Here is a 20830-nt window from a genome sequence, read left to right as displayed (position 1 = left end):
TTGCGGCTCATATCCCGTTTCACGTTCAGCTTTTCCACCAGTTCCTCAAACGGATAGTCCTGATGCTCATATGCTTGCAAGGCCCGTTTTTTCACGTCCTCCACGTACTGACGGAATGTTTGCGTTGAGGTTGGATGATTACGCATGGCCAGCGTACCGACGAACATCCCGATGATCGGCTCCAGATCCACATGTGGTCGTCCTGCAATCGGAGTGCCGACAATAATGTCTTCCTGTCCGGTGTACTGATGTAGCAGCGCTGTATAGGCTGCCAGCAGCACCATGTACAGCGTCGAACCTGTCTGGGCTGCCAGTTCCTTCAAGCGCTCGCTGACTTCGCGTTCCAGACCGAATACCACCGTAGCCCCTGCCGTGCTTCGTACCGCTGGACGTGTAAAGTCGGTTGGCAAGTTCAGTACAGGCAGATCACCTCTAAAGGTATTCAGCCAGTATGCTTCCTGACGTTTAATCCAATCTTGCCGTGCTTTACTTTGTTGCCAAACGGCATAATCCTTGTATTGAATCCGCAATGGGGGTAGTTCTTCGCCGCTATATAAGCGAGCAAATTCGCGGGTCAGCACACCCGTCGACACACCGTCCGAGATAATATGATGCAAATCGAGCATTAACAGATACTGCGGTGCTTCTTCTATTCCCTGTACGCTCAAATCCATCAAGGCTACCCGCAGCAGCGGAGCGGCTTGCAGATCAAATGGACGCACAAAGCGTTGAACACATTCTTGTACTTTCCTGCTTACAAGCAGCTCAGACACCGATGCATATTGCTCCTGTGCCGTATCACGATTTAAAACTTCCACGTAGGTTTGTCGTTCAACTGCTGGATATGTTACGTCATACCCTGCCTGCGCCTTCACGTACTCCACCTCGAACGATACGTTATCTTGGATTTGCTGCATTGGCTCGCTGTTCACCATTTCAAAGCGGGTGCGAAGGGTTGCATGGCGTAAGATCAACTGACGGAATACTTCTTCCATTCGATTTACATCCAGCGGGCCGCTTACCTGGAACACGGCAGGCATGTTGTAGTTCACATCATGGGGATCCAGCTGTTGCAGAACATACATCCTTTTTTGCGCGGAGGACAGCGGATAGAAGCTGCTTTCTACCGTTACTGAAATGGACGCATACGTCACTTGATCCAGATTTTCAATAACCGCTGCTAGCTGTTCAATCGTCGGCGCTTCAAAAATGATGCGCAGCGGAAGTGATTTGTTCAGTTCTTTGTGAATCTTGGAGACCAGTGTGGTCGCACGTAATGAGTGTCCGCCAATTTCGAAAAAGTTTTCTTTCACGCCGACTTGCTCCAGACCCAGTACATCCTGCCAAATTTGCGTCAGCTTCGATTCCACCCACGTACGCGGCGCGATATAATCGGCTCCCGTTTGCAAACTTCCGTCCGGTACAGGCAACGCCTTGCGGTCAATTTTACCGTTTGGAGTCAGCGGCATGTGCTCCAGCTGCACGAAGTATGAAGGCACCATGTAATTCGGAAGCTCTTTGCCCAGTAAGCCACGCAATTCACTGGCACTTACTTCCCGTTCCGCTACATAGTAGGCAACGAGCAGATGTTGTCCCTGTTCGTCGGGATGAGCCAGCACAATGACCTCTTGCACAGCCTCTACCTTCAGCAAATGCGCCTCCACCTCACCCAGCTCAATCCGATAGCCTCGAATCTTCACTTGATGATCAATCCGACCCAAGTACTCAATCGTGCCATCCGGCAGCCATTTCGCAAGGTCACCCGTCCGGTACATTCTGTTGGCGCGAGTTGTTAGTAATCCTGTAGCTCGTTGATTCTCTTCTTCGATGAACGGATTGGGAATAAACTTCTCTGCCGTCAGGACCGGCAAGTTCAGATAACCACGTCCTACACCAGCCCCGCCGATATACAGCTCACCGGCAACACCCATCGGAACCAGCTTGTGCCGGGCATCCAGAATATACACCGAGTTGTTGGTCAACGGAGTTCCGATGGAAAGTGTGTGCACTCCTTTATCTAGAAGTACATTCAGGTCCTCTGAATCTTCAATTGTATAAGCGGTTGCATCCACCGTCGTTTCAGTCGGGCCATACACATTCGTGATTACAGGCTGATACCAGGACCATTTATGCAAAAATCCGTTCACTAACTGTACGGGCAGCGCTTCGCCGCCGATCAGGTAATGCTTCACTCCAGGCGCTTCTGTTGCCGTGGCTATTTCGTTCAAAATGTACAAATGCGCTGGCGTACCATCTGACAGGTCGATCTGATGTTCACGATAGTATGCGATAAGCTGTTCACCATTCAGACTGATATCACGCGCAACAATGTGCAGGGCATGACCCAACAGCAGACTTGCAAAAATTTGCTGTACCGAGGCGTCAAACACATACGCTGACAGCCACGCCACGTGTAAAGGGTGATCATAGCGGCTGTACACACGCTCAGACAAAGCATGGATCAAATTGATTACATTGCTTTGTTCAATCATAACCCCTTTCGGTTGCCCGGTCGTTCCTGAGGTATAAATCATGTAGGCCAGATCGTTCGGCCCGGATATCGGTTCCAGGTTCGAGCCGTCCTCATGATACACGGAGGTATAAATCCGGTGCTCCTGAATCGTCTCATTCTGCGTATCCGGCTGTGATTTTGTATATGCAGCCTGCTCCGCGTTCAACACCAGCACCTTGCCGTCGAAGCCTACATTTTCCACCAAGTGACTTTGCGTTAACAGCAGCTCTGCTCCCGAGTCGTCCAGCATGTAGCGGATACGCTCTTCCGGGTACAGCGGATCAATTGGCACATACGCGCCCCCGGCCTTTAAAATACCGAATATTCCAACGATCATATCCACCGAGCGCTCCGTCATCAAACCAACCAAATGGTCTCTCGTTACACCGTGACTACGTAACATGCGAGCCAATTGATTGGCCCGTTCATTCAGCTCCCGATAGGTCAGTTGTTCATCCCCAAATACCAATGCCAACCGCTCTGGCGCTTTCGCAACCTGTTTTTCAAACTGCTCATGCAGCGTTTCACCCTGCGGGAAAGGTACGGCTGTATCATTGAACCCGGACACAAGTAAATGCTTCTCCTCATCCGATACGATATCAATATCAGCCAAAGTGACACCAACATCCTGCGTCACCGTCTCCAAAATTCGCACAAAATGCTTCGCCATCTGTTGGATCGTCTCCAGCTTAAACAGCTTCGTGCCATACTCCCAAGTGAGAGATAACCGATCTTTTCCCTCAGTCACATGTAATGAAAAATCAACTTTGGATATGCCAGCGTTCAATTCTTCCGGTATAAAACGGATGCCTCCGGCCTCCAAAACATCTGTGCCGACATTTTGCAAACTGAACATCGTATCGAACACCGGATTTCGGCTTAAATCCCGAACCAGCTCCAGCTTGTCTACCAGCTTGTCAAACGGATAGTCTTGATGCTCCAGTGCCGATAGCGAACTTTGTTTGACCTCCTGCAAAAAGGATTGAAACGATAATGTCGACTGCGGCTGGTTACGGAAAACGAGTGTATTTACGAACAGGCCAATCATCGCTTGTGTGTCTGCATGCCGTCTTCCGGCAACAGGAGAACCAACGATAATATCCTCTTGACCCGAATATTTTCCTAACAGAACGTTATACGCCGCCAAAAGTACCATGAAGATCGTCGATTCGGTATCTTGAGCTAGCTTGTAGAGCGCATGCGTCATTTCAAGTTCCAACGTGAAAGTGAAGCTATCTCCTTCAAAGCTTTGGGCTTGCGGACGCGGGAAGTCCGTAGGCATGTTCAGTACAGGAAGTTCCCCATTCAAGGATTCGAGCCAGAACGTTTCATCCGTTTGTGATAAGCTACCCGTGATTTGCTCGTTATGCCAAGCGACAAAGTCCTTGTAATGAAGCCGAATCTGGGCAAGCTGTCTACCCTGATAACGCTGAATGATCTCCTCCATCAGCACAGCCATAGAGAAACCGTCTGCAATAATATGATGCATATCCACTAGCAGAACGAAGCCGCTCTGAATAACTTCGAACAGCTCGGCGCGGAACAAAGGCGCTGTCCCCAAGTCAAAAGGCTGAACAAACAAAGCTTGCGCCTGTACTACTTCTTCCTTGGTGATTCGGGAGAACGGGATATTAAACGGTATCGTGTCCTGAATTTTTTGTACGACTTCTCCGTCTTCCAGCTCAAAATACGTCCGAAAGGAATCATGACGTAAAACAACTTCCTGAACAGCCTCAATAAATCGGGTAACCTCCAGATTACCTACGATGTGAAGCTGACCGGATACATGATAGGCCGTTCCGCCTCCGAATTGATCCAGTACGTACATCCTTTTTTGGGATGAAGAGACCGGATAAAAAGGTTGGGATGCTACGGGTACAATCGGTTCATACGTCTGTTTGGTTCCTCCAGCCACATAGGTAGCCAGCTCCGCAATTGTTTGCAGCTCAAAAATATGGCCAAGTGGAATATGTACACCCAATTCCTTGCTCACTCTGGAGAGAATGACCGTCGCTTTTAACGAATCCCCACCCTGTTGGAAAAAGTTATCGTGACGGCGGACTTCATGTACATTCAAAACATCCTTCCAAATAGTAACGAGCTGATCCTCTACGGCACGCACCTTAGAGTCAGCATCTTTTGTCGTAAAAAGACTGGACTGTCCCGGCTCCGGCAGAGCCTGCAGATCCGGATGTCCATCGGACAGGAGAGGAATCCGATCCATTAGAATCCAATAACGGGGCTGCGTATAATCTGGAAATACTTCATTCACAGCCTGCTTCAATTCGACTTCTTCGTAAGGAGTTGATGCACTTGCCACCACATAAGCCTTTACATAAGAAACTTCTCCAGCTTCATCCATTTGTGGCGTAATGATGCAGTCCTCCAATTGGAATGTTTGCAGCAAGTATTTCTCCAGTTGCTCCAGATTGACCTGGTGCCCGCGAATGTGGATCATCCGGTTCAAATGACCCATATGCTGTAACTTGCCTCCAGTTTTGACATAAGCCCATTCCCGAGTTGCGCCCAACAAACCTTCGTCTGCCGAGACTTGATACACTTCCCCCTCTGTTCCGGCAGGAGCTGGCTGCTTGTACGCATCGAGAACGCAAGGATAATTACCATGGATGTCTGCGTTCGCAGCCCAAGTAGCTAGAAGCTGTTCTTTTTCCGAGCCACGAAGTAAAGATAGTGAGGAAACACGGCTTCTCTCGTCCGCCACGATGGAATGCAGCAGATGGAGGAAATATTCAGCCCATTCTTTAATCGTGACTACCTCAAAAAGATCCGTATTAAATTCAAAATCCAGACGTAATTGCTTCTGTACCTCCGTGACGTTCAAAAACAACTCATATTTGCTAAAAGCTACTGCGTTTTCAAGCACTTCGACATCCAGTTGATGGAATTGAAAACGCGGAATCGGCCGATCCATATTAAATACAACATTCATCACAGGCAGATGCTTTAGCCCCAGTTGAGCCAATCCGGCAAAGCTGTATTTTTGGTAAGCCTCCAGTTCATACATTCGCTTTTTGATCACTTCAGTATATTCACTAAAAGTAATCTCAGGACGCACCTTGCCAATGACTGGAAGCAAGTTGACGCAATTGCCGATCAGAGAGAAGGTGTCCATGTGTGATTGTCCCGCCGTAGGCACGTTAACAGTTATTTCTTGCTGTCCTGTCAGCCGATGCAGAAAAATTTGAAATGCCGATAGCAAGGTGACGAACAGACTGCTGCCGAGCTTGATGCTGGTTGTTCTCAATTGTTTGACGAGTGGCGCTTCAAGAATAACGGTATGTCGGCTTCCGTTGGAGGATGGAGCCTGTATTCCACGTACTGGGGAAGGCAGATCTAGAACAGGCAAAGACTTCTCCAGTACGGTCGACCAAAAAGCGACGGCTTCCTCTCCCCCCGTCCTCAGCTCATCTTGCTGCCAAGCGGCATAATCCCGAAAAGGTACTGGAGCGGGTAAAGTAACCGCTTCATGACGAACCTGTGCGGAGTAGATCTGTTCCAGCTCCTGCATGAATACACCCATCGACCAGCCATCAGCAATCAAATGATGGAAGGTAAACACACCAAGGTGTTCCTGCTCCGATGTTTTCAGTAATTGAACACGGAATAGCGGCTCATCCGGTGTGAAAGGGAACGGCATGGTGCTGTCCTCAATCATCCATGTTTGGATGTGCTGTTCCTGTTGATCCGAAGGGAAGCCCGTGAAATCATGCAGCGGTACCTCGATGTTCATCACAGAAGCAACTACCTGTGTCTCCCCATCGGGGCTTATGAAGGTGCGTAGAGCTTCATGGCGGCTCATAATGGTACGGATTGCCCCGGTGAAAATCTCCGGTTGAAATGGGCCGCGAAACCGTAGCAAGGCCGTTTCGTGTAAGGCTTGAGAGTCGCTTCGTTCCGAGACGGAGGCGAACCAAAGCTGCTTTTGGTCTGGAGTCAGCGCAATCACACTTTCTGGAACACCTACTGCTTCGGACCCAAGAGATACGGATACAGATTGCTTATCTGGGTCCGGGCCGTTTCCATTCGGGGGCGGGTCCGGTAAAAATCCCCCTTTACGCAACTCATTCACGCTATCCTTGACCGCTTGTACGATTCGCACAATATCTTCCTCGGTATGGGCCGTGGACAAGAAGCAGTTTCGTCCTTCCCAGATATAGATGCCTTTGTCCAGCATGTGATAAAAGAACAATTCTAGATCACCTTTGAGCACGAAGCGGAATAGGGAACCATAGTGAACGACCTTCATAGGTACGTGTTCGTCAATGAAATAGCTGTTCAGTTCCGCTGCTAACGCCGAGGTGCGGCTGTTCAAGCGATTTTGCAGTTGCTCGCCATTTTTCTCCAAATGGTCCAGCACCGCTAAGGATGCAGCCATTGCCAGCGGATGATGGCAGAAGGTTCCTGCGACAAAGGTTCGCTGCTGCTCATGCTGCGGATAGGAATCGTCCCCGAAGCTCCATGTGCCTCCGTCGATCCCGTTCATAAAGGCGGCTTTTCCGGCTACGATGCCGATGGGCAGCCCGCCGCCAATGATTTTACCGTAGGTCACGAGGTCGGCTTGCACCCCAAACCACGCTTGGGCCCCTCCGGGCTGAATCCGGAAGCCTGTGATGACTTCATCAAAAATGAAGGCAGTACTCGACTGCTCCGTTATTTGGCGAATTTCCTGCAAAAAGGCTTTAGGCTGAAAATCTGGTCGACGGCTTTGCACCGGCTCCACTATAACCGCGGCCAGTTCATGTGCATGGGTGCGGATATAATCCAGGGAATCGTCCGCCCCATAATGAAGCACGACGACATCGTCCACCATATGCTGTAAGATACCGGGAGCTAGAGGTGTCGAATGTTCCTTGTTATCCCCCGCGCTCCCCAGTGCCAGCACCCCGTCGAATGTACCGTGATACGAGCCAGCAAAAATGACGACTTTAGCTCGTCCTGTGGCAGCACGTGCCAAACGGAGCGCGACCATAACGGCCTCGGTGCCGGAATTATACAGAGCAATCCGTTCCACGCCGGTCATCTTGCATATTCGCTCGGCGACCTGTCCGGCCATGTTGGACATGGGGCCGACACACATGCCGTTCTTCAGCTCTTCCTCAATTTTTTCACGAATAAAGGCTGGATTGTGTCCGAACAGATTCACACCAAAGCCCATCGTTAAGTCGACATATTCATTGCCGTCCAGATCCCAAATTTTTGAACCATCGGCGCGTTGGGATACAATTTGATACACCATTTCCTTCAAAACAGGACGGAAACCAGCCACATTGCGGTTATTGGCGTATACGGAGCGATATTGCTGGGTGTACTGTTTGGTGCTACGCGTACGGGCTGTGTAGCGCTCAATCAGCTCTTGCAGATGTTGTTCCTGACGGTTCGTAAGCAATTCGCGCGTTTTAACATCCAGATTTTTGTATGGTGTGAACGACTTGGGTTGGGAATCAGTCTGTTTTGAGTCAATTGGGGTAAATAAAGCGGGTACCTGGGAGGCGGCGATCTCTTGCTTAACTTCTGCTCGAACCAGCCCGCTCTTTTCTCCGTCGACCGACACCGAAGGTGATATTAGCGTTCTCGTCTGGAATGTAGCGGAATCTGCCACAGGAGCAGAGTTACTGTACTGCAGGACATCAAGCTGCTGTGACATCAGGTGAAGCTGTTGCTCTAAAATCCGTTCTAGACCCATAGAAGAAGCAGCCCCCTGGAAGCTTTGAACTTCTGTCGGCTCTGCTGCATGTATTGACGTGGATGCCGGAATATCCGCTTGACGATATGTTTGAAATACATCAGGTACCGTCTGCTCGTTCAAATGCTGCTTATTTAAGATGAATGGAGCTTCCAAATGGTTTTCCAACACAATTTCATTTGGAGAATCTGTAGAGATAACCACCCGTTCAGCGACATAACTCGTTAACAGCTCCAAGTTGGTTAGTGTTTCAAAAAACTCATTCATTGGAATGTCCAATCCAAATGTATCCTTGATGCTATGACGGACTTGGGACAAATTAATGGAATCCAATCCAAGCTCCAAAAAATGTACTTGCGGCTCCAATTCTCCCAGACTAAGCTGGGACACATTTCCGATCATTTTCGCTAACTTTTGGCGAATAGATGATTGATGCTGATCCATTACCGATCCCGCCGCCGGATATTCATTCTCCATATTTATATCCCCTTTACCACTGAGTTTTCATAAGCCAGTCCAGCATACGTCTGCGACAAATGACAGAATGGTTCCAACCTCGTACATATAGACACGGAGTGAATGACAAAAAATTGCAAAGAAGTAAGGGCTAAATGCAGCCTCAAGCACAAATAATGCCTCAAGGCATATATTTTGACATATATATGTATCGAGACAGCCATAGCAACAAGAACAGAAGATTGTTGAACGTTCATAGGATTACAAATTGCATTTCGCGGTGTGAGCGAAAGGAAACAAATTAAGTGTATAATCTTAGGGGGGTTGTGAATTTGAGTGGACTGAAATATGTAATTAAAAACTTAATATTTCAGCATCATAGATGAACTTAATCATTAAATATGGGAGTCATACAAGGTGGTTATTCTAAACAAAAAAAGCGTCAAATATATAACACTTCACTAACATCATAAAGTGAGTATTCCATAAATGTCAATGTTTTTCTTTTTTTAAAACAAGTAATTATATGGAAATTATTCATACATATTTACACTACAAAAACCCTATCTCTTGGTCGGCACAGACCTGAAAGCCCCATGCACGGGAGACTTTTCTGAGATAAGGCTTTTGCATCATACGATAATCGACCTGCTTCCGTCATCTAGGTTCGGTCCCTGCTGCCAAATCGTACTGGGAATCTCTCGCCGCAATACCGGTATGATATCCTCGGCAAACTGATGCAGCTGTTCAAGCTGCTCCTTCTCTCCCAACCCATCTACCCTTATGCTGAGCCGCCGCCGTCGAGTGGTAAGCATCATAATACGGGCGATAGCGTCTGATCGCTTCCTCATCTGTATCCGCCAGATACAAACTCCCGGCTCCGGCACCAATTACAGCCTGAACCGGGTCATGACCGTAGTAAGCCAGCCGTTCACGGTAATGATCAATTAACGCTTTATACTTTGCCTGAGGATGGAAAGAATTTGAGAAAAATAACTATTTTCTGTATTGAGCAGCCAGCTCTGTCGATAATGTGCTGGAGGCACTACCATGCCATATTGGAATTTGCAGTTGGTAGGGGCGAGGCTGTGTCGTGACCTGATGCAACGGGGACCGATAGTTGCCCTCCCACGTGACCTCTTCCTCACTTCAGAGCCGTTCAGAACCAGCGGAGGCGAAGACGACAAGAAAAGGCGCACCATGCCGCTCCCCCACACCATACGCATCAAAACCAAGCTCCTCTGCGAGCACAGCCTGCTTAATTACATTTTGGAATTTTTGTTGCGAACTCCATGCTTCTCCGGTTATCGCATTAGGCAGATTAGCCATTAAGCTGAACAATACAAACTTCATTCGCTCCTGCCCCCCTTCTGCGAACGAATCGGCTTCGCCGTTCCCTATGATCGCGTCTAATTTCGATTAGCTGTCTCGGCTTCATTTTTTTCACGAATGTAGGTGGAGAATAATTCAGGATTCACCACTTTACGCAGTAAATGCATCGTCCCGTCCCCTGTTCCATGGTCAAAAGCATGGATACGTTCATATCCCCAACGCTCGTACATGGATAGCAAATAGGGATGCTTTTCCGCAGTCGCCAGCGTCACAGCAGGAGCACCGACCTTGTCACGAATAACCGTTTGCTCTACCCAGTTCAACAGTTTTTTCCCATATCCTTTGCCTTGGGCAGCCGGGTCTACAGCAAACCACATCACAAACGGTAGATCGGTTATAAAATTAAGGGCTCTATTTTTGAGATGGCTAACGGTAGCCTGAATGACACCGTCTACTTCCAGCACGTAGCAATCATTATTTTTAATGTTTTCTTGAATGAGAGCAACGTCTGCCTGAGCGGCAGGCCATCGAAGCTCCAACTGCCGAATTGTTTCATACGCCTCATACGTCACATACTGCAATCTTTCTGCGTCCTCTTGGAGAGCCAGACGATAGATTTCACTCATACTAACCCGCCTCCTTATAATGTTTTTGTAAAACGAGTGAACCACTATATAACTATTCCCATCTATTTAATAAGATATAAAAGTTAATATAACTGTAGCATGCTCACCATTCAGCGACAAATTAATTTTTTCTATAACTCCATTTAAAATAACAATAGCCCCTCGAAAGATGGGAATTCATTAATTAAAGTCAACGCAAAAAAGCCCGAAAATCGGGCTCCTCTACTTTCTAGACGAATAAAATGCTGGTCTTATCTCCGGCATTCAAAACAAACCATGTATGCTGTATTACTCCGCAGGGGCAGTAAAGCTGCGTTTGGCAAACTCGCTGTCCAGCATATAAAAGGCGTTGCTGTCTCTTTCAATGCGCTTAAGCTTCTGGATAACACTGTCGAACAGAGCTTCCTCTTCGACTTGCTCATCAATAAACCATTTCAGGAAATGGATCGTTGCATGCTCGCGTCCATCGAGGGCCAAGTCAGCCAGATGATAAAATTTTTGCGTGTTTTGCTGCTCATGCTTGTAGCCATGCTCAAATACGTCCAGCATGGAATCGTAGCTATTTTTCGGCTCCGGCAATGCAGCCAATGTGGCGCGTCCTCTACGATCATTAATGTATTTATACAGTTTCATCGCATGAAACCGTTCCTCCTCAGCTTGTACTAGGAAGAAGTTTGCAAACCCATCCAGACTTTCACTGGAGCAATAAGCAGCCATCGCCAGATATACGTGAGCGGAGTAAAATTCAAAGTTCATTTGCTCATTCAGAGCCTGTGCCAAATTGTCATTCATGTCTCAGGTCACCTCGGTCATGTATGTAGTGATGTAACGATCATAGTGTACCACGAATCCGATCACAAAAAAATGGACGGAAGTGAATTCAGTGCTCTCACGTTCCGTCCGCAATTTCCACAATCAAGGCTCCAGACCCCAGACACGTTTGTCGTTTATATACAAAGGTGCTTTGTCCCAATCCGTATAAGATGTCTTGGTTGGATCATAGGAAAAATCATCACTTTCGTTATAGTTGCTCCAATCCGCCTTGTTCATGCGAATCTGAATATCCCCTGTGTTTTCCCCTGCTGCCAGACTTCCCGCACCAGCTCCAAAGGAGATTTCCAGATAATAATCTGCGCCTGTAACGGCCTTATCCAGTTTCACAAAACGTCCCTGAACGTTACTACTGCCCAACTGTGCATAGTCACAATGGAATTCCTGTGACTTGTCGCCATCTACAGTGTAGTAGTATCGCAGCTTGACATTTTTCAGATCAACTGCCTCTTTACCCTTATTTACTACACGGAACAGTGGCCGAATCTGGTTATCTCCCGGGTTGGTGTCGCCCACGCGGTATTGTGCAATCACATCTCCCGTTGCTGGAATGGGTGCTGCGGTAGGCTTGGCACTGACCTCGGCAGAATCCGGGCTGGTTCCTAAAGAATTTGTTGCACTTGCCACATAATAATAAGTGGTTTCATTCACTACTCCTGTATCCTTGTAAGTGCTGTCTGTTACCGTTGCTACTGTGGTATAAGGGCCACCACTGGTTGTCGAGCGCTTGACTGTATAGCTATCGGCACCCGTCGCTTTGCTCCAGGTAAGTGTAACCTGAGCATCCCCTGCATTTGCCTTCACATTTGCCGGAGCTTTGGGAGCTGTCGGCTCGGTTGGTCCACTACCGTTAATGAGACGGTCATACTCGGCATAAGCCGTTGCCATATCCACTTGGGACCAGAAACGATGATACGTAAATTCTGGAGCGCCTTTATCCCATTTTTTGGTCTGCTTGTTCCATGAAGTCGTGTATTTATCTTTAAGATAAGACCATTGCGGATCTTTAGTGATATTAGGGCGGATATCGCTGTAGCTGGAATACGTACCATTACCGCCTTTGGACGGATCAGACGGCGTAGCGTCGGTGCCAGGGATCGTGTTGCCTTGCCCAGTCTTACCACTCCAGCCGCTCGGGATATACACTTCTTTGGTAAAATAACGATAATAATCCTCCCGCGCTTCCTTCGTTGTAATGCCTATACCATCGTTATACCCCCATGCAGCATCAAGCAAAGCTTTAGACAAATCCTTAGCTTCCTTGCCTAACTCGGAATAGTCTCCTATTTCAGCTTTCGTTCCAGCAGCAAAGAAAGTAAGTGCTTTAACATAGCTGCCGAGCACTCCGGCATCCTGTCCCGGATTCTTTGTTACTACATGAAGATTGGCATTCCCTTTATGATTGGCAAATCCGCTCCAGGTTTCAGGCTTTCCACTCCATTCCAGATTGCTCGGCAGCCAGAACTCACCTTTAGCCGCTGTAGTAGCCACTTTCGGATTCTTGCCACCCAGAATACGCTTACCTTGAGCGTCCAAATAGTATCCCTGTGCATCAGTCACAGGCCGTTCGTTGGCAAATACATAGCTCTTGGACCATGCGATCCAGTTTTCTGTCACTTGTTTAGCCATTTTAAACTGCTCGGACGAAGTGTCACCTTTCTTGGCTAAAATGTAGTACAGCTCTGCAACCCGCTCGACAGGCCAAGCCTGCATCCCAAACCAGTTGTTGGACGGTGGATCGTTATATACAGGAGCCCCTGTATAAGCCATGCCATAAAAGGTGCTCGTGCCAGATGGATACGCCTTGTAGGCGCCACCCCAGCTATTCGTTGCTCCACCCGCAATGGCCCCCTCATCGGATTGCAGCCAAGTATAAAACTCCAGTTGGCGCTTCAGCGAGGTCGCCCAGTCCTGTCCTGCCGTTGGTGAATTCGGTATTAATCCACCATCTTGATCGGACAACGCATAAGCTGCGACGACGTTCTGGTAGCCCTGATGTGCATGGCTGGCACCAATCCGCCAAGCCCAGTTGCCGCTTTGACCGAGTCCCCCGCCCCAAGCCGTATACCATGCCATCAGATAAAGACTGGCATCCTTGCCCGTACCAGCAATCGGACTTCCATTGGAAGCGCTTCCGGTTTTCTGGAAGTATTTATCGTACATACCGTAACGCAAGAAGTCTCCCATCTTTTTCGCTTTATCCAAATATACCGGATTGTCATATCCCAGTTCTTTAGCCCAGTACATCGCTTGAACTGCCCGTGCATCCGCATCGGTGGCATTCGTGTAGCGCCATTGCTGTGCAGGAGCATTGTTTTCCTTGGTGAACAGGCTCATGAAGCCTTCATTAGTTTTACCAAATTTTTGATTATCCTGCGATGGATGCGGGACGGCCTCCCAGACCGATTCCTGTTCCCCGCGTTGGAAGGTGTTCACATAGGTCGCCGTATGCGACGGATTCAGCAGATTTCCAAAGCCATACCAATTATCCACGTCTAGCAGCCAATGCATCAGATAAGTCTGATTGTTGCCATAGGTCGCCTTCAGCTCTGCATCCAGCGGGTCCTTTCCACCACTATACTGACCGCTCAGACGGCTTGGATATTGATCAGGCTGCGGATACTCTGCTGCATAGGTGGCGGGGCTATTGGGGTTGTAGTTGCTCATCGTAGGCTGTTCTTCCTTGCCATCCCCTTCATTAACGGGAATAATGTATTTCTCCATGTTGTCCCAAGCGGATTCCAAATGTTCCCAATCCCCGGTATAATGACCATACAAAACTTCCAGCCACATCCAGTAGCTATAGGCTTCCGAGGTCGTTAAGTGTCCGTAGTCCGGGGCCTCACTCATGAGTGTTTCAACGGAGTGATAAGGAATGCCTTCCTTTGAAAAATATCCACTGGCCGGGTCCTTCAGTTGTTTATACAATTGAAGAAAGCGTGTCGATTCCGGTGTTGCAGCCGATGCATGATCAGGTTCAGCCTGAAATATGCCCAAGGTTAGCGGAAGTATCAAAACAGCTGACATGACCATAGAGACAGATTTCCTGAACACAGATTTTCTTCTGATCACTTTTGCATTCATCCTCTCCATTATCAATTTTGGCCCTGCACAAGATTTTGTTCCGAAAAACGATAGCACAAAAAGACAGCACCATCACCTCACTTTCCCATAAAAAAAGGTGGAGGACGCGCTGTCCATAGCTCCAAATTCTTCACATTGGCCCTGGGGAAAATATAACATATTAGCTGACAAATGGGAGTCGAAAAATTCAATATGTTTGGAGTTTAACTTGGAAGTTTGACGAAATCGCTTCAAATCGGTACTATTTCACAAGGAGGCGTTAAAACATGAAAATTTTGCTATTGCTTGGTTGTATCGTGATGTTTTTAGCCGTAGCTTTGGGAGCGTTCGGCGCACACGCATTGAAAAAGAGACTTTCCGTAGACATGATGAGCATATTCCAGACAGGAATTCAATATCAAATCACTCACGGACTGGGTTTGCTGCTGCTTGGAGTTCTTGCTGACAGCCTTGTCCATTCTTCTCTCATCGTTACCGCAGGCTGGGTTATGCTGGTGGGTATTCTCCTGTTTTCCGGCAGTCTGTATGCCCTTAGTATATCCGGTGTGAAAAAGCTTGGGGCAATCACCCCCATTGGCGGGTTGGCTTTTTTGGCAAGCTGGGTCATTGTGATCGTGGCGGTTGTGCAAGGTTAAACAAGGATAAAGGAACAGAGACTTGGAAAAGGAGGCGCTTCCAAGTCTCTCAATTATTAACGTAGCATTCCTGATTATATGAAAGAATACATTATCTCGTCTGCACTTGTTGCGCTTTCTGAGCGGCTATCCGATGACCTTCGATATAACGTCTGGATTCAGCCATCTCATGCTCCTGAGCAGCTTCCATAATAATATGAACCCCCGGCTTGTACTGCTCCAACAGTTCCATGTAGAGGCCATAGTTCATGTCTCCAAAACCCGGCGGCACCGTCTCAATTTCACCTGACGATGACAACCGTCGGTCTTTGGCATGCGCTGCGATAATCCGGGGGCCCAGCAGTTGGAAAGCTTCGCGGATGATCTCATCCTGCTGCGCCAGATTTTCCGTCTTCAGCAGATTACCCGGATCAATCACAACACCGATGTGTGAAGAAGGTACTTCCTCCAGAAAGGTAGCCAACTCTACGGCGGTTCCGACCAAGTGATCGTTTGCAGCTTCCAATCCTACGAATACGCCCCACTTCTCCGCTTCATCTGCTAATTCACGCACTACTTTCCTTACAACTCTCCAGTCACGTTCCGTATAGGCGGTACCATCCTCATTACGTCCGACTTCAGCTGCAACCATTGGTGCTCCTAACAGACCCGCATATCGGATCAGCTCTTTGAAACGCTCTACATTTTCACGCAGCAATTCCTTATCCTGTATAAAAAAATGTAAATAGCACCCGAGCACCGATATGGATACACCATGCTTACGAAATTCTTCTGCGATAGACAGTGCCAATCCCGGATTGAACTTACCCGGTTTATTAAAATCCACATCACTGATCGCTCTCCACGGAGCCAGCTGAACATGAGTAAAGCCCGCTGCGCCTACCTTTGCAGCCAATTCACGATAAGGCAACTTGCCAAACAAATGTGCCAATACACCTACTGTCACTAAAAACACCTCTTATTTTTATTGTTGTATGCTACTTGTTACCGTACTCTGCTCTAAGGTCTCATTGATGATGTGCGTAATCCGTTCTACTTCATCATGAATAAAAAAGTGTCCTCCCTCAAAGGTAAACATACGAAATTGCTGATCCGTATGGTGTGCCCATGCCTCCGCATCTTGTAAGGTCACCGTGTTATCGGTCATTCCCGTCAAAGCGGTGATAGGACAATGTAAAGGTGCGGCTTTAGCCATGTACTTATACAACTCGACAGCTTTGAAATCCGCTCTTAACACCGGCATAAAATAGTCGTATAATTCCCGATTGTCAAAAATCGCTTCCGAAAGCTGACCGTACCGCTGCAAATGCGTCCTGAACTGATCTGCGGGCAGATCGTGTAACCACGGGGAATTTCTTGGGACATGCGGTGCCCGTCCACCCGAAACGAACAGATGAGCAGGCTTGCCATATCCACCGGCCACCAGCTTGTAGTACAGCTCGAATGAGATCATCGTCCCCATACTGTGTCCGTATATGGCATAAGGATCGCCGGGGACTATCTCTTCGCTGATCTTGTGCAACAGATCCTCGCTCATCTCCTCAATGCTTTCCTTTAGCGGTTCTCCAGAACGAATACCTCTGCCCGCTAATTCCAGTGGAACAAGCTTGATCTGCGGAAGCAGCGACTTTTTCCATTTGAAGCTGACCGACGCCGATCCGCCTGCATACGGGATAAAAAATAATGTGATAGGTGCCATTCTTGCAACCTCCTGCCTTGCTAAGTTCTAACTTTTTCATTTTAGCATAAAAAGGTATATTTACCCATTTCAAATATTTTGCAAATTCCAGAAGAAGGGTTGCGAAAATCAAGCACATTTTGTATAAGGCAGGAAATGTTTTTCTAAAGAAAGAACGGCTTTATGTTTGAATATAATCATGTGTTGGGTCTTTTATTTTTTCAAATCGAGAGGAGTACTGTGCCATGAAGTACGGTTTTTTCGATGATGTCAATCAAGAATATGTCATCCACACCCCCCAAACCCCTTATCCCTGGATTAATTATTTAGGTAATGAACGATTTTTTGGACTAATCTCTAATACAAGTGGTGGCTATGCATTTTACCGGGATGCTCGCTTACGTCGCTTAACACGTTACCGGTACAACAATATTCCTGTCGATAACGGGGGGCGTTATTTTTATATTTATGATGATGGGGATTATTGGACTCCGGGATGGATGCCGGTCAAACGGGAGCTGGAGCAGTATGAATGCCGCCATGGACTTGGCTATACCTCAATTATGGGGGAACGCAGCGGTATTCGGGCCACGCAGCTGGCTTTTGTGCCCCTATCCTTTGACGGCGAGGTCCATCAGGTTAAGCTTCAGAACACATCGTTACAAACCAAAAAGATCAAACTCTTTTCGTTCGTGGAATTTTGTCTGTGGAACGCCTATGACGATATGACCAACTACCAGCGCAACTTGAACACGGGTGAGGTTGAAATACAAGACTCTGTCATTTATCACAAAACGGAATACCGTGAACGTCGCAATCACTATGCTTTTTTCTCTGCTAATCGTCCGCTAGCCGGTTATGATACAGACCGTGAAGCTTTTCTAGGGCTCTACAACGGATTAGATCAGCCTCAAACGGTCGCCGCTGGGCAAGCCTCGAACTCTATTGCCAGCGGATGGTCCCCTGTCGGATCACATTGCATTGAGATAACGCTGGAGCCAGGCGAAGAAACTAGCTGTAACTTTATACTCGGTTATGTGGAAAACCCCGAGGAAGAAAAATGGGAGTCGCCCGGTGTTATTAATAAAAAACAGGCACATGCCATGATTGCGCAGTTTGCGGATGAAGCTGATGTAGAACGAGCGTTGAGTGAGCTGCGAACCTATTGGAACAATTTGCTGTCCAAGTATACCCTTCAAAGCCACGACGACAAGCTGAACCGAATGGTAAACATATGGAACCCTTATCAGTGTATGGTTACGTTCAATATGTCGCGTTCCGCTTCGTATTTTGAATCTGGTATCGGGCGTGGAATGGGCTTCCGGGATTCGAATCAGGACTTGCTCGGCTTCGTCCACCAAATACCGGAGCGGGCACGGGAACGGATTATCGACATTGCCTCTACTCAATTTGAAAACGGGGGAGCTTATCATCAGTACCAACCGTTAACCAAAAAAGGAAATCACGAGGTTGGCGGTGGCTTTAACGACGATCCGTTGTGGCTTATTGTCGGTACCGCAGCGTATATCAAAGAAACGGGAGACTTTTCCATCCTGGACGAACAAGTGCCCTTTGACGGTAATGTAGAGCGTACGGCTACGCTGTTTGAACATTTGAAGCGTTCTTTTTACCACGTTGTGGATAATCTAGGCCCGCATGGTCTTCCACTCATTGGCCGGGCTGACTGGAACGACTGTCTGAATCTCAACTGTTTTTCTGCTACACCAGATGAGTCCTATCAGACAACTCAGAATCTGGAGGGTCGAATAGCCGAATCCGTGTTCATCGCCGGATTATTTGTTTATACGGGACCGGATTTTATTGAGCTTTGCAAGCGCAGAGGATTGGATGTGGAAGCGGCAACCGCTCAAGCATATGTGGATCGTATGCGAACAGCCACATTGGAGCATGGTTTTGACGGCGAATGGTTCTTACGTGCTTATGACCATTATGGAGACAAAATAGGGAGCAAGGATTGTGAGGAAGGTCAAATTTTCATTGAACCTCAAGGTTTCTGTGTCATGGCAGGAATTGGTGTTGAAGAAGGTCTAGCTCAAAAAGCTCTCGATTCTACACGTGATCGGTTAGAAACTCCCTACGGCATCATGCTGCAAAATCCACCGTATTCTCGCTATTACATCAACCTGGGCGAAATCTCATCTTATCCTCCCGGGTATAAGGAAAATGCCGGTATTTTCTGTCACAATAACCCGTGGATTATGATGGCGGAAGCCGTAATAGGACGTGGGGATCGCGCTTTCGAGCTGTATAGCAAAATCGCACCCGCCTACCTGGAAGACATCAGCGACATTCACCGCACCGAGCCGTATGTGTACGCTCAAATGATTGCGGGCAAGGATGCTGTTCGTGAAGGCGAAGCCAAGAATTCCTGGCTGACGGGTACAGCGGCATGGAACTTTATAGCTATTACTCAATCCATCCTCGGTATCCAGCCGGAATGGGAGGGTCTGCGTATTGATCCGTGTATTCCTACAGCCTGGGACGAATTCACAGTCACCCGTGTCTTCCGCGGTGATACCTACGTGATTCATATCACGAATCCACAGCATGTCTCCAAAGGTGTAGTTACAGTTACCTTAGATGGCACCGTCCTTACGAATAATATCCTGCCGGTTGCAGGGGACGGGGCTATCCACCAAGTAAAAGTGTTGCTAGGCTAACAAGTTCATGCCCTTCAAAAAAATTAGCTTCAACTTCATCACATAGTATCTTATAATACGAGAATGGCTAAAGATACATTAAGTGTGGTGACATCATGAACAAGACAAAACGGCTTACTCAAACCATGGATTACAAAACAAAGCAAGCCCGCTGGGTACGCAAAATGTTATTACTGTATTGGATGATTATAGCTGTACATTTTATCGTCCAGCTGGGCAGCTACTTATTTCTTGATTACCACGCTTCGCCTTATGAATTTTACGTCGGAACCCTCATTGTTCCCACGCTAATCATGAGTGGTTCCAACTTACTGGCAGAGTTGGCTCATTTTAAATTCAACAGGTATTCTTTTGCGATCCTGTTTATGGCAAGCACCGTCATTTGCTGGATGATTATTCGCCTAAATTATGATATCCGGATTATTCCTGCGCTATGTTTGTTGCCTATTTTCTCTTCTATTCTGTTCTTCAATCGTCGCTTAATATGGCTTTCCTTTGTATTGCAAGTGGTCGTCTTTTTTCTGTTGCTGGCAGCAGATGGATCATTCCGCAGCTATTTGTCAGACTTTGATATTGTGGCGATTCCAACCTTTTTGATTATGTCCACCTTTATGGCTCTCATTATTCAGGCCAGCGGCGGCGATTTGTTAGTAGATTTGTACAAGACAAAGCGCGCCCAGCAGGAATTAATGATCAGTAACGCGATTATCAGCAAAATGTCCATGACTGATGGTTTGACAAAGCTGTACAATCATTTGTCCTTTCAAAACTTTTATGAAAAAGCACTCGAATATGCCGAACAAGGCGCGATCATCCATCTGGCGTTAGTGGATATTGATAATTTCAAGAAGATCAATGACACTTACGGACACCAGTTCGGAGATAAAATTTTGGAAGGCATCTCGCAAATCATTACAGAACAGATTACCGCAAATGACATTGCGGCTCGCTATGGCGGTGAGGAATTTGCTATTTTGATGTTCGAGCATACTTTCGAAGAAGCTTATCAGATCGTCGAAAACATCCGGCGTGAAGTGGAGAAAATGACCTTTCAGGAGAAATTGCAAATCGTTTCTGTAACCGTAAGCATTGGACTGAAAAGCTATACAGAGGAAATGAACAAAGATAAAGATGTATTTTTTCAGCAAGCAGATGACTATCTGTATCAAGCTAAGCGCTCCGGGAAAAACAAAATTGTTGCTCTTAATCATATCGCTTAATGTAAAAACACTTCATTTGATGAGACTCCGGCATGAGCTTGCCGGAGTCTTTTGAATATAGAGCTTAAAAT

8 protein-coding genes and 2 pseudogenes are annotated in these 20830 nt (G+C 47.4%); 3 read left to right on the top strand and 7 right to left on the bottom strand.

Annotated elements, in window-relative coordinates; translation table 11 throughout:
• The 5 genes and pseudogenes from C1T21_RS05810 to C1T21_RS05790 form a co-directional block, all read right to left on the bottom strand.
• Positions 1 to 8693, bottom strand: a pseudogene (locus C1T21_RS05810) (non-ribosomal peptide synthetase); the annotation flags it as partial.
• 611 nt (positions 8694 to 9304) lie between these two features.
• Positions 9305 to 10025 (bottom strand): annotated as a pseudogene (locus C1T21_RS05805) (LLM class flavin-dependent oxidoreductase).
• Between the two features lie 56 nt (positions 10026 to 10081).
• On the bottom strand, positions 10082 to 10630 hold the full coding sequence (locus C1T21_RS05800; RefSeq protein ID WP_103047573.1) for a GNAT family N-acetyltransferase: 549 nt from the start codon (positions 10628 to 10630) through the stop codon (positions 10082 to 10084).
• A 288-nt stretch (positions 10631 to 10918) separates the two neighbouring features.
• Positions 10919 to 11422 (bottom strand): ferritin, encoded by a 504-nt coding sequence (locus C1T21_RS05795; RefSeq protein ID WP_013310291.1) that lies wholly within the window; start codon positions 11420 to 11422, stop codon positions 10919 to 10921.
• A gap of 123 nt (positions 11423 to 11545) precedes the next feature.
• The gene (locus C1T21_RS05790; RefSeq protein WP_374703716.1) at positions 11546 to 14494 is read right to left on the bottom strand and encodes a glycoside hydrolase family 48 protein; all 2949 of its coding nucleotides are present in this window, start codon (positions 14492 to 14494) and stop codon (positions 11546 to 11548) included.
• Between the two features lie 317 nt (positions 14495 to 14811).
• Here C1T21_RS05790 and C1T21_RS05785 point away from each other — a divergent pair, with 317 nt between their 5' ends.
• Complete coding sequence (locus C1T21_RS05785) at positions 14812 to 15180, top strand: DUF423 domain-containing protein (RefSeq protein WP_103047571.1); 369 nt, start codon at positions 14812 to 14814, stop codon at positions 15178 to 15180.
• A 91-nt stretch (positions 15181 to 15271) separates the two neighbouring features.
• On the opposite strand, the gene C1T21_RS05780 is transcribed toward C1T21_RS05785, so the two are convergent.
• Positions 15272 to 16126, bottom strand: coding sequence for a sugar phosphate isomerase/epimerase family protein (locus C1T21_RS05780; RefSeq protein ID WP_103047570.1), 855 nt, complete (start codon positions 16124 to 16126; stop codon positions 15272 to 15274).
• Positions 16127 to 16144: 18 nt separating this feature from the next.
• On the bottom strand, positions 16145 to 16879 hold the full coding sequence (locus tag C1T21_RS05775) for a thioesterase II family protein (RefSeq protein ID WP_103047569.1): 735 nt from the start codon (positions 16877 to 16879) through the stop codon (positions 16145 to 16147).
• Between the two features lie 224 nt (positions 16880 to 17103).
• On the opposite strand from C1T21_RS05775, the gene C1T21_RS05765 reads away from it, so the two are divergent.
• Positions 17104 to 19539 carry a glycoside hydrolase family 94 protein gene (locus C1T21_RS05765; protein ID WP_103047568.1) on the top strand — a complete coding sequence of 812 codons (2436 nt, stop codon included), beginning with the start codon at positions 17104 to 17106 and terminating at the stop codon, positions 19537 to 19539.
• A 95-nt stretch (positions 19540 to 19634) separates the two neighbouring features.
• A complete protein-coding gene (locus C1T21_RS05760) occupies positions 19635 to 20759 on the top strand; it encodes a GGDEF domain-containing protein (protein WP_103047567.1) in 1125 nt (374 codons plus the stop codon).
• Positions 20760 to 20830 lie beyond the last annotated feature (71 nt).

The sequence above is a fragment of the Paenibacillus sp. F4 genome (assembly GCF_002894905.1).
Taxonomy (GTDB): domain Bacteria; phylum Bacillota; class Bacilli; order Paenibacillales; family Paenibacillaceae; genus Paenibacillus; species Paenibacillus polymyxa_B.
The sequence above is the reverse complement of the archived record's forward strand: the minus strand, read 5'-3'. Positions and strand labels throughout refer to the sequence as shown.

Coding starts and splice junctions, on each gene's coding strand:
- C1T21_RS05785 (WP_103047571.1), top strand. CDS start 14,812: ATGAAAATTTTGCTATTGCTTGGTTGTATCGTGATGTTTTTAGCCGTA.
- C1T21_RS05795 (WP_013310291.1), bottom strand. CDS start 11,422: ATGAATGACAATTTGGCACAGGCTCTGAATGAGCAAATGAACTTTGAA.
- C1T21_RS05790 (WP_374703716.1), bottom strand. CDS start 14,494: ATGGTCATGTCAGCTGTTTTGATACTTCCGCTAACCTTGGGCATATTT.
- C1T21_RS05800 (WP_103047573.1), bottom strand. CDS start 10,630: ATGAGTGAAATCTATCGTCTGGCTCTCCAAGAGGACGCAGAAAGATTG.
- C1T21_RS05775 (WP_103047569.1), bottom strand. CDS start 16,879: ATGGCACCTATCACATTATTTTTTATCCCGTATGCAGGCGGATCGGCG.
- C1T21_RS05765 (WP_103047568.1), top strand. CDS start 17,104: ATGAAGTACGGTTTTTTCGATGATGTCAATCAAGAATATGTCATCCAC.
- C1T21_RS05760 (WP_103047567.1), top strand. CDS start 19,635: ATGAACAAGACAAAACGGCTTACTCAAACCATGGATTACAAAACAAAG.